We start from the raw sequence: 16,292 nt of genomic DNA, 5'->3' as shown, positions 1-16,292 counted from the left end.
ATCTATGGTATATCCATTAAATGCAATTGATAAACTCGGGTTTTCCGAGATCAAAGATAAAATAAAGCAAAAATGCCTGAGTGAATCGGGCCGGGAGCTGGTAGAAAAGATCCAGCCACAGACACGTTTTGATCAGATTGACCGCTTTTTAAGACAGACCAGTGAGTTTAAGGAGCTACTCGTAAATGATGGCGCTTTTCCTGTGGAGAATTTTTTTCCACTAAAAGCCATTGTTGAGAAAGCTAGAGTTGAGGGTACGTTTTTACTTGAAGAGGAGTTTTTTCGTGTCCTATTGTCGTTAAAGACTGTGTATGCGATAATACGTTATTTTAACGAAAGGGAAGGACTTTACCCCAACCTTGAGCTGCTGTTTGAGCACCTGCCTATTGAAAAAGGAATTATCCGCGATATTGAATCGGTCATCGACGAGCGTGGTAAACTCAAAAATAATGCCTCTAGGTTATTACTTGAAATCACCCAGCAGATACAGCGGGCGGAGCAAGAAGCGCTTAAACGAATGAATAGCATCTTCAAAAGCGCGCAAGATAGCGGGTGGACCGCCGACGGTAATCTGACGGTGCGTGATGGACGTTTGTGTATTCCTATTCTAGCCGAAAATAAACGTAAGCTGAAAGGTTTAATTCATGATGAGTCTGCGACAGGTCAAACTGCTTATATAGAGCCAGAAGAAGTGTTTCACCTCAATAATAAGATAAGGGATCTTGAATTTGAGCGTAGGCGGGAAGTGATCCGTATTCTTGTCGAGCTGACTGATAAAGTACGTCCACATATTCCTCTGCTTCTGTCTTATCATGGCTTACTGACCAAAGTCGACTTTGTGAGGGCCAAAGCGCTCTTCGCATTGGACATTGAAGCCGAGATGCCTGAACTGTCAAAGGAAGCCGAGATTCATTTGGTCAATGGTCGCCATCCGTTGTTGTTGCTTAATGCACAACATCAGCATCAGACAGTAGTACCATTAAATATACAGATCGGCCAGACACAGCGTATTATTGTTGTCTCCGGGCCGAATGCCGGTGGTAAGTCTGTCTGTATGAAAACCGTGGGATTGCTACAGATTATGGTGCAATCGGGGCTGTTGATTCCGGCTGAGCCGACGACCAAGGTGGGTATTTTCAAGCAGCTATTTGCTGATATCGGCGACGATCAGTCTATCGAAAGCGATTTAAGTACCTATAGCGCGCATCTCTCAAAAATGAAATATTTTACGGAGTTTGCGAATGGTCGCACATTGGTGTTGATTGATGAATTTGGAACTGGCACTGACCCTTTGTTTGGTGGTCCGATAGCCGAAGCCGTATTGGAATCTCTCAACAAAAAGCAGATTAGGGGCGTGATTACCACTCACTATTCCAATTTAAAAGTATTTGCGAGCAACACCGACGGTCTGGAAAATGCATCCATGTTATTTGACAATCGTGAGATGAAGCCCATGTACATCCTTCAGATTGGTAAGCCCGGAAGTTCCTATGCATTTGAAATCGCTCAAAAGATAGGATTGGGTAAAGACATTCTGGAATCTGCCAAAAACAAGATCGGGGTACAGCAGAAGAAAGTGGATACCTTATTGATAGATCTGGAACGCGAAAAGAAAGAGGTTTTTGATACGAAAGTGGCCATCAACAAACGCGAGAAAGAGCTCGAGACCATCAAATCGGAATATCTGGAATTACAGCAATACCTGGAGGAAAACAAGCGGGCTATTCTGAAGAAGGCAAAAGAAGAGGCACAGGATATTATCCGGAACTCAAACAAGCTGATCGAGAATACCGTGGCCCAGATCAAATCGGCGAAAGCAGACAAGGAAAAAACACGTGAACTACGGAATAACTTGGATCAGGCACTGAAAGCTGTTCTGCCAAAAGAACAGAAAACGAAACCTTTGGTTAAGGAGAAGGTGGGGGAGTCTACCGAACTCAATATAGGGGACTGGGTGCAAATTTTGGACAACGGTGCCGAGGCACAGGTCGTTGAAATTGCGAAAAATAACTTAATTCTCGCCATGGGCGAACTAAGGACTGTTCAAAAACGGAAAAACGTTATTAAATTGGAGGGTCGCGAAAATAAAAAGTCAGCGAAGAGCCTATCCAAGACGCTTTCAGCTAGCACGGTTGCTGATTTTAGTCCAGAGTTGGACCTAAGGGGCATGCGTACCGAAGATGCGCTGCAAAAACTGGAAAGAGTGCTTGATAGGGCGGTCATGATCGGTTACCCTTCACTGAAGATTGTCCATGGCAAAGGCGACGGGATCTTAAGGAAGTTTATACGCGATTATTTACGTAAGTATAGCCATGTCACGCGTTTTGAAGACGAACATCCAGATCGCGGCGGTGATGGCATCACCTACGCCTATCTATAACGAGAGCATTCGATAGAACCCACATCGATAACCGGGTTCTATCGAATTAATATACCCATAAAAGTTTAACCGTGTGGATTATGGAGAGTATCACCAATTTTTTGATCAGCGAGCCCTTATTGAATGCCCTTACCTCCATTTTGTGCGGCAGTTTAATAGGTTTCGAGCGGGAGTATAGGAACAAATCGGCTGGTTTTCGTACCGTGGTACTGATTTGTTTTGGCTCGGCGATGTTTACCATCGTGTCCTGCCTATTTACTGGAAGCAGCAGTGATAGGGTAGCAGCCAACATTGTTACAGGCATAGGCTTTATAGGCGCCGGAGTGATTTTCAAAGGAAAACTGTCCGTGAGTGGACTCACCACAGCCGCCGTAATATGGGCTACAGCAGGGATCGGCATGTTTGCTGGGCTCGGTAAGCTGCAATATGCGATATCTTTTTCCATATTCATGGTCCTTATCCTTGCCCTTTTCCAGCGTATAGAAATGCTGCTGGCACGTTATTATCTGGTGCGCTCACTCCATATCAAATTCGGTTCAAACGAATTTTACCATTTGCACGAGTTTGAACAGATGGCGCTGGATTTTAAAATTAGAGCTACCCGACGTGTTATTGAGAAAGTTGAGGGTAAGCTTGAGGTTATGTATGATATCTCCGGCAAAATGGTCGACCTCGACCGCTTTAACCAGCAACTGGCGGCTTCGGCAGTGATTGATGAATTTTATTATAATAAATAAACTACTGGTTTGATTATACAGCCTGATCTTTACCACCAAATGTAATCATAACCATGCCTGCGATGATGACAAACATACCAACCACCTGTTGCCAGCTTAGCGGACTCTTGAAGTAGAGTGCCATCGCAAGCTGCACGGTCAGAAATGTTCCGCCCGAGCACACCGCTATGACGATAGGCTGAGATACATTTTTGAATAGCTGAACGAGAAACCAGCTGGCGGAGAGCAGAATAATATTTCCAACGACCAATGTCAGCCACTTGTATTTAGGGTGAATCCCACCAAGCTTAAATAGGATGGAGGAGATAATCTGGCAAGCCCAGAAAGCCGCGAAGTATAGGTAATTTAACATACACGTAACATTATTCGTATCTACTGTAAGCACTGTTAAAAGATTGACGCATCATTGCAAACTGCGCTATGACAGCATTCAGAAATTCTTCATCCAGCAGTTCGAATACACCGTTTACACCACCGATGATATCGACCTCAGCAATTTTATAGGATTGTTCGAGGTTTCCCTGTTCAAATTTGATGATAAACTTTTGATTCATCCCAAAAATAGAAATTTTGCAATCGGGATGGGGGAGTTCGGCTATTAATCTCATGAATGTCTTGTTGTTTAAATTACTGTAAAAGTATAAAAAAACGCCCAAATGCAATACATTTGAGCGTCCAGGATTATGATATGATTAGAAAAAGGCAGGATTATACAATTCCCTGTGCTTTCATCGCATTGGCGACTTTAATAAAGCCACCGATGTTAGCACCTTTTAAGTAATTGACAAAGTCACTTTCTTTACCATATTTCAGGCAGGTTTCATGAATACTTTCCATGATCGTCTTCAGGCGGTTGTCCACTTCTTCCGTGCACCATTGCGTACGGATTGAGTTTTGAGACATTTCTAGACCGCTGACGGCAACTCCACCGGCATTCGCCGCTTTTCCGGGCGCGAAGCTGATTTTAGCATCCAAGAAGACTTTGATGGCTTCTGCAGTCGATGGCATGTTTGCGCCTTCAGCGACACACACACAACCATTTGAGACAAGTGTCTTGGCATCCGATTCATCCAGTTCATTTTGCGTTGCACATGGAAGAGCAATATCGCATTTAAACTGCCAGGGCTTTTGTCCCGGCAAGAATTGAGCATTTGGATAACGAGACGGATATTGATCCAAATTACGACCCAAGGTCGCGCCAAACGCCATTTTTTCAGCATCAAAACCATCCGGATCATACAATGTTCCAGAGCTGTTTGATACCGTTATTACTTTTGCGCCGAGCTGTGTTGCTTTTTCAACCGCGTAAAATGCGACGTTTCCGGCCCCCGAGACAGTGGCTACTTTACCCTGTAAAGATTGGCCTTTGTGCTTAAATATGCAGTCTACGAAGTAGAGTAGGCCGTAACCCGTTGCTTCCGGACGGATATAAGAGCCACCCCACAATTCGCCCTTACCGGTCAATACCCCTGTAAAATTGTTCTGAAGACGTTTGAACTGACCAAATAAAAATCCAATCTCCCGTCCGCCGACACCAATATCTCCCGCAGGCACATCTGTGTCTGCACCGATATGACGATAAAGTTCAGTCATGAAGCTTTGACAAAAACGCATAATCTCGTTGTCCGATTTGCCCTTCGGATCAAAATCAGATCCACCTTTACCACCGCCGATAGGCAAACCAGTTAAGCTATTTTTAAAAACCTGTTCGAAGGCAAGAAATTTTAGAATGCTTTGATTTACAGAAGGAGCGAAGCGAAGTCCACCTTTATACGGGCCGATGGAACTATTCATCTGCACACGATAACCCCGGTTTACCTGAACTTCATGATTGTCATCTAACCATGTTACTCGAAATGATATGATACGTTCAGGCTCTGTCAGGCGTTCAAGAATTTTTTGATCGAAAAATTCAGGATGATTCTCTGTGATATAAGGAAATAAATCCTCGGTAACCTCTTTTACAGCTTGTAAGAATTCTGGTTCATTGGGATTACGTTTCTCAACGTTAGCAATGAACTCGTTAAAATTTTTTGACATGTTTTAATTAGTAAAATTTCCCTTTGGCTGGCACTAATTTATATATTTTCTAATAAAAAACCAATTTTTGTTGATTTTTTATAAATTTTATTCTGTTCTGATGAAATTTCATATTTTTTCATAATGCTGCCATTTGTGTCCGTTTATATGGTCAAACCGCTCAATTAGCGGATTTTGTTCGATTTAAACTGTCGTAAAGAGAATCATTGTCGATTTAATGATTTTTAGTTGTAGCTGTAATGATAGCTCGGTTATTCTGTTATGAAGTATTACAGGCTATGGAAAGCCTAGTTATATTTAACATAATATAAATTATACAACTCATATTATTGGATCAGATGAAACAGGTTCACACAAGCTGCCTTATGGTAAATCCATTTGCGCTAGTAGCTAACAAATACGATTACCATGTCTATGATAAAGCGTCTTCAATTTGCCGCATATTAAAGCGAAAGATTCCAATAACCGCATAAAAAAGAACTCAGCTATTAAGCTGAGTTCCGAAATAAATATTTAGGTTGAATATTTAAAATTTAATTTTAGTCAACAGCTTGAATCATCAATGCGCCAACAGTGAGATTGGTACGCGGATCGATGACAATCGCTTGAGAATTTGCAGCATTTTCATCTTGAAGATCAAATACGAGATTCTCTGCCGACTTGATCGCAATGCGGCCAATGTCGTTCAGCTTTATCGCTTCATCATAAACTTTTTCCTGTGTATTGATATCAAACTTGTAAAGCACGTCGACAACTTTAATTTTTGTCAGTTTGCTGTGGCTTTGGATCAGGTAAATTTGATCTGTATCCAACGGTTTGTTGTCAAACCAACAGATATTTCCCTGGATGTTCCGTTCAAATTTTGGCGGAGCTTCGACATTCGCTATTGTGTCGCCGCGGCTGATATCGACATCATCAGACAGGTGAACGATCACCGATTGTCCATTTTCGGCGCGTTCAAGATTCTGGCCATTAAATTCAATGGCTTTAATTGTGCTGTAGGTTTCTGCGGGATAGATGATGACGGGCGAGCCTACCGTCAACCCCTCTCCTAACACACGACCTGCATATCCCCTATAGTCGTGTAAATCATCCGTTTGTGGCCTGACGACCCATTGCACCGGAAATCTCCAGTTTGCGGACTCACTTTCATGAATTTCCACATGCTCAAGGTAATCCAGCAAGGATTCGCCTGAATACCAAGGCATACGGCTGGATTTATGAACAATGTTGTCGCCTTTTAAGGCGGATACCGGAATGAAGTCTACTTCCTTGAGTCCTAATCTCGCTGCTAGCTGTAGGTAATCGGCCTTGATCTGCTCGAATACTGAGGCACTATAGTCGACCATGTCCATCTTATTGACGCATACCAGTACCTGTTTCATAGCCAATAGTTTGGCAATAAACGAATGACGTTTTGTCTGTTCAATCACACCCTTACGGGCGTCAATCAAAATGATGATCAGATCGGAGTTGGACGCTCCGGTTACCATGTTTCGGGTATATTGAATATGCCCGGGAGCATCCGCTATGATGTACTTTCTTTGGTCTGTCTGAAAATACTTGTAGGCGACGTCGATAGTGATGCCCTGCTCCCGTTCCGCCTTTAGTCCGTCTGTCAATATGGCCAGATCGACGGTGCCGTCGTCGTTTTTTCGGTTTGCACGCTGTATCGCTTCCAGCTGGTCATCCAAGATAGAATTCGTATCGTAAAGCAAGCGGCCTATCAAGGTACTTTTTCCATCGTCGACAGAACCGGCTGTTATAAATTTCAATATATTCATTGTTGTCAATATCTATTAAAAATACCCCTGTTTCTTACGTTCTTCCATTGCCGCCTCCGATACTTTGTCATCCATGCGCGCTCCGCGTTCGCTGACGGTAGAGGCTTTTATTTCAGCAATAATATCATCCAGCGCTGTTGCCGTGGAGTCCACTGCAGCTGTACAGGTCATGTCGCCAACTGTTCTAAAGCGGACAGATTTGCGTTCTATGACGTCCTCTTCATCGATATTCAGAAACGGCGCCGCAGCCATCAATTGGCCGTTTCGTGTGATCACATCACGTTCATGACTAAAATAAATCGACGGCAAGGCGATCTCCTCACGTTTGATGTAATTCCAGACATCAAGCTCCGTCCAGTTGGAGATCGGAAATACACGTACGTTTTCGCCCTTATTGATTTTGCCGTTGAAAATACTCCATAATTCAGGACGCTGGCGCTTGGGGTCCCATTGTCCAAATTCGTCACGTACCGAGAATATGCGTTCCTTGGCACGTGCTTTCTCTTCATCCCGTCGTGCACCTCCGATACAGGCATCAAAACCGTATTTTGAAATTGTATCCAAGAGGGTAACTGTCTGTAGTGCATTACGACTGGCATTTTTGCCTTTCTGTTCAACTACTTTGCCCTGATCAATACTGTCCTGTACGTATCCAACGATTAGTTTTTCACCTATCTCCGCAATAAGCTGATCGCGAAAAGCAATTGTTTCCGGAAAATTGTGCCCCGTATCGATATGAACTAACGGAAAAGGAAACTTACCTGGTCTGAAGGCTTTTTTTGCCAGATGGACCAGCGTGATTGAATCTTTGCCGCCCGAGAACAGGAGCGCTGGTTTTTCAAATTGTCCCGCGACCTCTCTCAAAATATATATAGCTTCCGCTTCTAAATGATCTAAATAGTCCATTTTTTGAAATGATAATAGTTGATGTAATGAATTTTGGCTTTATTTATTCATGGGACTTTACCGCATGTAGCCCACATTCCTTTTTACTCTGGTCTTCCCACCACCACCTGCCGGCGCGGAAGTCCTCTCCTTCCTGTACGGCTCTCGTGCAGGGCTGGCAGCCAATACTTGGGAATCCCTTGTCGTGCAGTACATTGTATGGGATATGTTGCTCTCTACAGTATTGTTTTACCTCTTCAAACGTCCAGTCAAACAAAGGATGGATTTTAATGATCTCGTTGATTTCATCATATTCGACAAAATCCATGTCGTGTCTGTTTGCAGACTGTTCGGCACGTATACCTGTGACCCAGATTTTCTTACCTTTAATCGCACGTTGCAGTGGCTCTATTTTTCGGATTCTGCAGCATTCTTTTCGGTTCTCCACCGATTCATAAAATGAATTGGGGCCTTTTCTGCTGATAAACTCTTCCAACAACGCGGTGTCCGGAGTATAGGTGCGAATCGGCAATTGATAGCGTTCCAATGTGCGGCTCCAGAGGGAGTATGTTTCTTTAAACAGCCTGCCGGTGTCCAAGGTAAATATTTCGATATCTATATTGTTCTTGCCAATCCACTCGGTTATAATCTGGTCCTCAATACCAAATGATGTCGAAAATACCACTTCCGAAGGATATAGTGCAGCGATAGTCTGTAGCAGAGCCACATCTTTTTTATCGCCTAATATTTCTTTAATTTCCTCAACGTTCATGACGTAAAATATTTTTGGTATGTTCATTCAGCTGTTTCACCTTCGATTCGAAATCCCCTTTGAGCTGATCTCGGTAGGCGCTCATCAAGGATAGCGTCTCATCGATTTCTTCGGGCAGCAGATCATTTAACAGTTCCTTCACCCGCTTTGCGATCGTCGGCGATTTGCCGTTGGTTGAAATGGCAATTTTGAGGTCGCCCTTTTTGACGATGGACCCCAGGTAAAAATCACATAGCGCCGGTTTGTCTGCCGCGTTAAACAGGATATTGTGCTGTTCGGTCAGTTTGCGCAACTGTTCATTCAGTTCCATATTATTGGTCGCAGCAATGACCAGCCGTTTATGTGCTATGTCAGTAGGCTCAAAAGGCCTTAAGTGCAGTCTGATATGTGGGTATTCTTTGAGCAACGTTTCAAATTCAGGAATGATCTCCCTGGCGACGATGGTCAGATTGAGGGACTCATCATTCGTTATCAGGGCCTGAAATTTTTCCAGTGCTACCTTTCCGCCCCCTACCAATAAGGTTTGGATCTGATCAAGTTTGACGAATATAGGAAATAGCTGATTCATGCTTATAAAGCTAATGCTTTTTCTTTAATCTGCTGGAACGCCCGGTGTTTGGCGACGACCTCTCCGATAATAATGATCGCCGGTACCCCGATTCTCTTCTCCGTGGATTCATCCAATATATTTTCTATCGTGCCCAGCACCACTTTTTCATTTGGTAAAGAACCATTCTGGATCAATGCGATCGGCAAGTTGTGCAAGTTTCGTTCACGGTAAATGGATACGATTTCAGCCAGTTTTCCGTATCCCATCAACACCACAACGGTCGCATTGGAAGTAGCAGCCAGGTGCAGATCTTTAGAAAGTGACCCGTCCGATTTTGAGCCCGTTATGACCCAGAAGCTCTCACTGATCCCACGGTATGTCAAGGGGATCTGCTGTAGTCCCGTAAGGCCTATTGCCGACGAAATACCCGGAACAACCGCGGTCTCAATGCCATATTGGGCAACATAATCGATCTCTTCACCACCCCGGCCAAACACAAAAGGATCACCACCTTTTAAGCGGACTACATGGCCATAGTTCAACGCGTAATCGACCAATAAGCGATTGATCTCGTCCTGCGAAGTAGATAGCTGTTCGGCACGCTTTCCAACATAGATCTTCACGCAATCAGCTTTCGCATAGCCGAGTAATTCATCATTGACAAGTGCGTCATACAAAATGACATCCGCCTGCTCGATTGCTCTGATCCCTTTAAGACTGATCAGTTCTGGATCACCGGGTCCGGCTCCAACCAGAGTTACTTTAGCTTTTATCGACATTCTCTTTCCTCCTCTATGCCAGTGCTGGCGTTAAATTTTTACGTTGATAAACCTCATTTATAAACTTTGTCGCTTCCTGTAGGTAGCTCGTTGCAAAGTCAGCTGACGGTTCATTTTTGCTAATCTGCAGTACAAGTTCCGTAAACGGACGGTCAAAACTGTATTCACCGGACTCAACAAAGTGTGTCTGAAACTCGTTGATCACTGTATTTTGTGTGCTGGCGCTGATTCCTTTATCCAGTAATAAGGCTTTGGCTGCCTGTACAAATGCATTGTACGCATGATAGATGGCATCCGCAAATTTTGATTCCCGGTAAGTTTCGTTTGCCCATTGCAGTTTTTCCTCAGCTTCATAGATCAGGGTAGCGACCAGGTCAATCACGACGCCAGCACACTCTCCTACGCCGATAGCTGTCTGGAAAGTGCCCTCATGTCCCCAGTCGACAAACTCGTCCTCAGACAGGTTGGTCAGGTCGGACAGCGGTTTCAATAGGGTGTAAAAATAATTCTTGCCCTGTCTATCATAGTAAGCATGGAAGTTTTCTGTAGCTTCCGCATTCTTTTTATAATCGCTGAGGATCAGGTCCACGACATGGAGTACACGTTTGGTTGGCACTTTGATGACCCGCTCCGCCACACGGCCTTCACCGTTGCCGATCGTTCCGCCGCCCAACATCACCTGAGCAGCAGGCACGATTTTGCCTTCCGCTTTGACCGAACTGCCATGGAAACCGATATGAGCGAGCCCATGCTGTCCACATGAATTCATACAGCCCGAGATCTTAATTTTCAAATCCCGGTTAAATACAAAGTCCTGATAAAATTCAGCAATATACGACTCGATCACCCGTGCCATTTCCGTACTATTGGAGATCCCCAGATTACAGGTGTCTGTCCCTGGACAGGTAGTTACATCTGCTGTACTGTTATACCCTACCTGAGCAAGATCTAATGAACGAAGTACTTCATAGATATGTGGTAGTGATTTTTCCGTGGCATATTTCAGCAGCAGACTTTGGTTTTGTGTAATTCGGATATCATCCGCAACAAGCCCCTGTAGTCCAGCGACCAAGGCTCTCGCTTTGTCTGTGCCGATATCACCTGTTGAGACCCGGACATAAACACCGTAGTAACCTTGCTGCTTCTGTGCAAATGTATTGGTACTCTTCCATACCTGGTAGGCCAGGTCAGTTTCAAGGTCTAAAGCTTCAAGCTTGTTGTCGTCCGGTGGTAGCGGCTGCTCGATGCGTGTGCGGTCAATCGGAAAAGTCTTAACTTTCGTCGCGATCTTTTCGGCCTCAATCAAACGCAAGACTTCATCCAGGCCGAGTTTTTGGATTAGGTACTTGAAACGGGCCTTATTGCGGTTGCTGCGCTCACCGTAACGGTCAAATACCCGTAATGTGGCTTCTATATAAGGAATCAGATCATCCTCCGGAAGGAATTCATTTGTTGCTGCGGCCAAAAACGGCTGGGAGCCGAGTCCACCACCCAACATCACTTTAAATCCACGCGTCTCTATCCCATTGACAATTTTTACTTTGGGTATAAAACCGAGGTCATGAATATATGAAAAGGCGGTGTCTTCATCGCTCGCCGAAAAAGACATTTTGAATTTACGGCCCATATCCGCACAGACCGGATTGCGCAGGCAATATTCGAAGGTAGCCTGTGCATAAGGAGATACATCAAAAGGTTCGTTGGGATCAATGCCGGCTGTCGGCGAAGCCGTCACATTGCGGACTGTATTACCACAGGCTTCCCTCAATGTTATGTCATCTTCGGCCAATTTTGACCAAAGTTCAGGAGTGCGATCCAGGCTGACATAATGGATCTGAATATCCTGACGTGTCGTCAGATGGAGATTATGACTGGCATATTCATCCGATATTGCCGCTATTTTGAGCAGTTGTTTAAAGGTAACCTTGCCAAACGGAAGTTTGATACGCACCATCTGAACTCCGGGCTGCCTTTGTCCATATACTCCCCTCGCCAAGCGCAATGATCTAAATTTCTCATCTGCGATCTTTCCTTCGTGGAATAACCGAATCTTTTTTTCAAGTTCAATAATTTCCCTTTCCACGACCGGATTTTCTAATTCTGTACGGAAGCTTTGCATAAAACAAATAAAATCTATTGATTTAGTATTCTTTTCTCGAGGTCAAATGTAAAAATATTTTTTTAATATTCTATAATATCTACCAAATTAATATATATTTGCCGTATAAATTTTAATAGACTTAACCTGTAGACTAATGGGTGTAACGATAAAAAGGTGTCTTATAGCGTTGATTTTTAGTGCCGCAATCATTTCAAAGATGAGCTCCTGTGCACCTAAAGTCAAGAATGGCTATAGTAAAGAGCGGGGATTTGAAGGTAATATTTCTCTTTCAGGTGCTTTTGCCTTGTATCCTTTGGTCGTGATCTGGAGTGAAGACTTTAAGAAGGATCATCCAAATGTTCGTTTTAATATCTCTGCGGGTGGTGCGGGCAAAGGCATAGCCGATGTGCTTACCGGTATGGTCGATATTGGGCTGGTATCGCGGGACCTCCATCCGCAGGAGATTAAGAAGGGCGCTGTCCCCATTATCGTTGCTAAGGACGCTGTTATATGTACACTAAATCCGGACAATCCGAATTACGATGCACTGCTCAAAAGAGGCTTGACCAAGGACGAACTGGCTGGCATTTTTATCGATCGCCGTTATAAAACATGGAAACAGATCGATCCCCGGTTTACAGCCGACCCGATCAATGTGTATGTCCGTTCGGATGCTGCTGGTGCGGCAGAGACTTGGGCCAAATTTTTCGACCATAAACAGGAAGACCTGCAGGGCGTAGGGATCTTTGGCGATCCCGGTATTGCGCAAGCCATCAAAGACGACAAATACGGCATTGGATTCAACAATATCAATTACGTGTACAATTTAAAATCAGACAAAGTATTTGACCGAATTGATGTATTGCCACTTGACCTGAATAAAAATGGGCAGGTTGACCCTGATGAGCAATTTTATGGCACTTTGTCCGCACTGACAGAAGCCGTGGCAACGGGAAAGTATCCTGCTCCCCCGGCAAGGGACCTGACTTTTGTCACCCACAATAAGACAGAATCATTGCTGCTCAAAGAGTTTATAACCTATGTGCTGCAGCCCCAGGCTCAGTCCAAGCTCCTGGAGAATGGGTATGTGCCTTTGAGCCAAACCTTGATAAAAGAAGAATTAAATAAATTATAGCATGTTAAATATACGTCTGGTTAAAGATTCTCTAGTCAAACGATCCACATTAGTGCTGCTGTTGGTTTCTTTGTCGGTCGTGCTTGTCATCGCCGTTGGGCTGACCGTCAAGTCGATCCCTTTATTCGAGTACAGCAACATTTTCCAGCTGCTGACAGAAAAAGTCTGGTCGCCGATGAAGGGATCATTCGGCTTTTTGCCTTTTATTGCCGGTACGCTTGCTGTGACCTTAATCTCTCTTGTTATTGCTATTCCGTTATGTATATTGACAGCTGTGTACTTGACCGAATACGCATCGGACGCCCTAAAGAATATGATGCTCCCGCTTGTCAACGTGTTGGCAGCTATTCCACCGGTACTTTACGGTGTCTGGGGAGTGCTGTTTATCGTACCATTGATACAGCTTTATATCGCACCTCTTTTTGGCGTCGTTACGTCTGGTTATTCTGTGCTCGCGGGTGGCATCGTGCTTGCCGTCATGATATTTCCGATTATGATATCCATCATGGTAGAGGTATTGCAGACCATCCCCTATGATTTAAAGGCCGCTTCCCTTTCCTTGGGAGCCACCAAATGGGATACAATCCGGCACGTTATACTCAAAAAGGCTCGGCCGGGCATCGTTGCCGCTGTCGTCCTTTCTACGTCGCGGGCCTTTGGCGAAACTATTGCAGTGCTCATGGTTTGTGGCAATGTGCCCAAAGTGCCCACCTCGGTATTTGATGCGGGGTACCCGATTCCGGCACTGATTGCCAACAACTTTGGCGAAATGATGTCTATTCCCCTGTACGAATCGGCGTTGATGTTTTCAGCGCTTCTGCTATTTGTTATCATATTTATTTTCAATTTAATATCGCGTCTGATCCTGCGGCGTTTGGAGGGAGGTCAACATGGATAATACCAAAAGAAGATTGTTGAACGAGAAGATTGCAAAGGGATTTATGCATCTATCGGGCATTACCGTAACGGCTTCGTTGTTTTTTATCGTAGGTACAATATTGTACAAAGGCCTGCCATACCTCAACTGGGATATGGTCAGCCAGCTGCCTAAGGGCGGATTTTATATCGGGAAAGAAGGCGGGATTCTAAATGCCATTTTAGGTTCCCTTTATCTGGCGGGCGTCGCTACCGGACTCTCTGCACTGATTGGCATTCCCATATCCCTATACCTTAATGTATACCTTGGCGGTAAATCGAGAATAACACAGTTTTCCAAACTGTTGTTTGACGTTTTATATGGTGTACCTTCCATTGTTTACGGTGCGGTGGGTTTTGGTATCATGGTCTATTTTGGTATCCGCGCATCGCTTTTGGGAGGTATTATTACGGTTACGTTATTGACTGTTCCGATTGTCGTCCGGACTGTCGATGAGTTGATCAAAACCATTCCACAAGATTTAAAAAATGTCACCCTTTCCCTTGGTACTACGCGCTGGGAACTGGCCAAGGTTATGCTCCGCAGCATCCGTGCCGGTCTATTGACTGCCGTATTACTGGCTTTTGGGCGTGCTATCGGTGATGTGGCCGGTGTGTTGCTGACCACAGGTTTCAGTGACAACCTGCCCAAATATATCGATGAGCCTGCAGCAACACTACCGCTGGCGATATTCTTCCAGTTAAGCAGCCCCATTCCTGAAGTACAGGGCCGTGCCTATGCCTCGGCTCTGGTTTTAACAATCATTATTTTAATTATTGTCGTATGCACTCATATCCTTCAATCGAAACAAAAGAATCGTTGATACAGCATCCGTTGTCCGAACCGCACATTGAAATCAAGGATCTCAATGTCCATATTGACGGCCGGCATATCCTGAAGAATATCAACCTTGCACTGCCCAATAATAGCGTAACATCTATCATCGGGCCTTCGGGCTGCGGCAAAACGACGCTTTTGAAAACGCTCAATAGGCTTGTCGATGATACCAAAGGTGTTGAAATTACAGGTTCAGTACTAGTGAATGGCGAAGATATCTATGGTAGAAGTGCCGAAGTAACGCATATCCGGAAGAAAATGGGGCTCCTGTCCCAAAAGCCTTATCCCCTGCCCATGTCCATTTACGACAATGTGGCGTATGGTCCCCGGATACATGGAACAAAAAGTAAAAAAGAACTGGATAAGATTGTTGAGACGCAGCTGCGCAACGTGGCCCTATGGGACGAGGTTAAAGACCGTCTAGGTCATTCTGCCAGTGGGCTGTCCATTGGACAGCAGCAAAGGCTCTGTCTGGCCAGGGGACTCGCTGTCGAGCCTGAAATCATTCTTGGGGACGAATCGACATCAGCATTGGATCCCTTGTCCACGGCGAAAATTGAAGAACTGCTCATTGAACTCAAAAAGGATTATACTATCGTCCTGGTCACCCACATTTTAAGGCAAGCCAGACGGGTTTCTGATTATATTTTATTCGTATATGGGGGTGAAATCCTCGAATTTGGCCCTACAGAACAAGTTTTATTAAATCCGCAGCACGAGATCACCAAGCAATACGTAAAGGGATTTATTTCCTAAGCTGTAGCGGGCGCGTTAGCTAACTCGTTATGGTTAGGATTGAAATAACTTAATTATGAGAGCTAGCTATTTTATTGCCTTATTAACGGCATTCTTCAGTCTTTTTATTTCTTGTAAAGACTTTGAGTATTCTTCTGCATTCGACGAGAGCTATGAAGCTTTTCAGAAGTATAAAAAGGATAACAATAATTCGTATGAATACATTGTTACCAGCTCGTCTTGGACAGGGAGTAGTAGTATCACAGCGATTACCGTACTTAACGGCCAAGTTGCATATAGGTCTTACGAAGCTAAAGCGGTACTGGACGATGGTCAGGAGAAAATTTTTGCGAAATGGCATGAGAATACGAGTGAATTAAGCACACATGCTGAAGGTTATGAGGCGGTTACATTGGATCGCGTCTATGAGCGGGCAAAGAGTGAGTGGTTAAAAAAGAGGGATGGTGTAAAAGTGTATTTTGAAGCCGAAAACAATGGGTTAATTTCTTCTGCTGGCTATGTTCCTGATAATTGCCAGGACGACTGTTTTGTTGGTATACATATAACTGATATTAGAATTCCTAAATCCCTGAATAAATAATGAAGCAATTGCAGGATTATCTGCCCATATCAGGGGTAAA

General features: G+C 44.3%; 16 protein-coding genes. 7 read left to right on the top strand and 9 right to left on the bottom strand.

Features of this window, described 5'->3' with window-relative positions:
• Positions 1-4: 4 nt before the first annotated feature.
• On the top strand, positions 5-2,380 hold the full coding sequence (locus FGL37_RS21430) for an endonuclease MutS2 (RefSeq protein WP_028070332.1): 2,376 nt from the start codon (positions 5-7) through the stop codon (positions 2,378-2,380).
• A gap of 80 nt (positions 2,381-2,460) precedes the next feature.
• Positions 2,461-3,117, top strand: coding sequence for an MgtC/SapB family protein (locus FGL37_RS21425; RefSeq protein WP_051606977.1), 657 nt, complete (start codon positions 2,461-2,463; stop codon positions 3,115-3,117).
• Between the two features lie 13 nt (positions 3,118-3,130).
• Here FGL37_RS21425 and FGL37_RS21420 read toward each other — a convergent pair whose 3' ends face one another.
• From FGL37_RS21420 to FGL37_RS21380, 9 genes are all read right to left on the bottom strand, one after another.
• Positions 3,131-3,469 carry a hypothetical protein gene (locus tag FGL37_RS21420; protein ID WP_028070333.1) on the bottom strand — a complete coding sequence of 113 codons (339 nt, stop codon included), beginning with the start codon at positions 3,467-3,469 and terminating at the stop codon, positions 3,131-3,133.
• Positions 3,470-3,479: 10 nt separating this feature from the next.
• A complete protein-coding gene (locus tag FGL37_RS21415) occupies positions 3,480-3,725 on the bottom strand; it encodes a hypothetical protein (protein WP_028070334.1) in 246 nt (81 codons plus the stop codon).
• A gap of 100 nt (positions 3,726-3,825) precedes the next feature.
• Positions 3,826-5,157 carry an NADP-specific glutamate dehydrogenase gene (gene gdhA, locus FGL37_RS21410; protein ID WP_028070335.1) on the bottom strand — a complete coding sequence of 444 codons (1,332 nt, stop codon included), beginning with the start codon at positions 5,155-5,157 and terminating at the stop codon, positions 3,826-3,828.
• Positions 5,158-5,696: 539 nt separating this feature from the next.
• The gene (locus tag FGL37_RS21405; protein WP_028070336.1) at positions 5,697-6,941 is read right to left on the bottom strand and encodes a sulfate adenylyltransferase subunit 1; all 1,245 of its coding nucleotides are present in this window, start codon (positions 6,939-6,941) and stop codon (positions 5,697-5,699) included.
• Between the two features lie 15 nt (positions 6,942-6,956).
• Positions 6,957-7,847, bottom strand: a complete 891-nt coding sequence (cysD, locus tag FGL37_RS21400; protein ID WP_028070337.1) for a sulfate adenylyltransferase subunit CysD — start codon at positions 7,845-7,847, stop codon at positions 6,957-6,959.
• A 43-nt stretch (positions 7,848-7,890) separates the two neighbouring features.
• Positions 7,891-8,598: a phosphoadenylyl-sulfate reductase gene (locus FGL37_RS21395; RefSeq protein ID WP_028070338.1), complete on the bottom strand. Its 708-nt coding sequence runs from the start codon at positions 8,596-8,598 to the stop codon at positions 7,891-7,893.
• A complete protein-coding gene (locus FGL37_RS21390) occupies positions 8,588-9,166 on the bottom strand; it encodes a precorrin-2 dehydrogenase/sirohydrochlorin ferrochelatase family protein (RefSeq protein WP_028070339.1) in 579 nt (192 codons plus the stop codon). Before FGL37_RS21390 ends, FGL37_RS21395 begins: the two co-directional genes overlap by 11 nt.
• A 2-nt stretch (positions 9,167-9,168) precedes the next feature.
• On the bottom strand, positions 9,169-9,927 hold the full coding sequence (cobA, locus tag FGL37_RS21385) for a uroporphyrinogen-III C-methyltransferase (protein ID WP_028070340.1): 759 nt from the start codon (positions 9,925-9,927) through the stop codon (positions 9,169-9,171).
• A 13-nt stretch (positions 9,928-9,940) separates the two neighbouring features.
• A complete protein-coding gene (locus FGL37_RS21380) occupies positions 9,941-12,046 on the bottom strand; it encodes a ferredoxin-like domain-containing protein (protein WP_028070341.1) in 2,106 nt (701 codons plus the stop codon).
• A 199-nt stretch (positions 12,047-12,245) separates the two neighbouring features.
• Between FGL37_RS21380 and FGL37_RS21375 the strand changes: the two genes are divergently transcribed.
• Genes FGL37_RS21375 through FGL37_RS21355 form a run of 5 tightly spaced genes read left to right on the top strand, consistent with a single transcriptional unit; the run spans position 12,246 to position 16,252 of the window.
• Positions 12,246-13,163, top strand: a complete 918-nt coding sequence (locus FGL37_RS21375) for a PstS family phosphate ABC transporter substrate-binding protein (RefSeq protein ID WP_138097018.1) — start codon at positions 12,246-12,248, stop codon at positions 13,161-13,163.
• 1 nt (position 13,164) lies between these two features.
• The gene (pstC, locus tag FGL37_RS21370; RefSeq protein ID WP_028070343.1) at positions 13,165-14,061 is read left to right on the top strand and encodes a phosphate ABC transporter permease subunit PstC; all 897 of its coding nucleotides are present in this window, start codon (positions 13,165-13,167) and stop codon (positions 14,059-14,061) included.
• Positions 14,054-14,902 (top strand): PstA family ABC transporter permease, encoded by an 849-nt coding sequence (locus FGL37_RS21365; protein ID WP_028070344.1) that lies wholly within the window; start codon positions 14,054-14,056, stop codon positions 14,900-14,902. Before pstC ends, FGL37_RS21365 begins: the two co-directional genes overlap by 8 nt.
• Positions 14,863-15,672, top strand: coding sequence for a phosphate ABC transporter ATP-binding protein (locus FGL37_RS21360; RefSeq protein ID WP_037533529.1), 810 nt, complete (start codon positions 14,863-14,865; stop codon positions 15,670-15,672). Before FGL37_RS21365 ends, FGL37_RS21360 begins: the two co-directional genes overlap by 40 nt.
• Positions 15,673-15,727: 55 nt before the next feature.
• Positions 15,728-16,252 carry a hypothetical protein gene (locus FGL37_RS21355; RefSeq protein ID WP_028070346.1) on the top strand — a complete coding sequence of 175 codons (525 nt, stop codon included), beginning with the start codon at positions 15,728-15,730 and terminating at the stop codon, positions 16,250-16,252.
• Positions 16,253-16,292: the final 40 nt, after the last annotated feature.

The organism is Sphingobacterium thalpophilum (genome assembly GCF_901482695.1).
Lineage (GTDB): Bacteria > Bacteroidota > Bacteroidia > Sphingobacteriales > Sphingobacteriaceae > Sphingobacterium > Sphingobacterium thalpophilum.
This window is presented reverse-complemented; position numbering and strand designations above follow the sequence as displayed.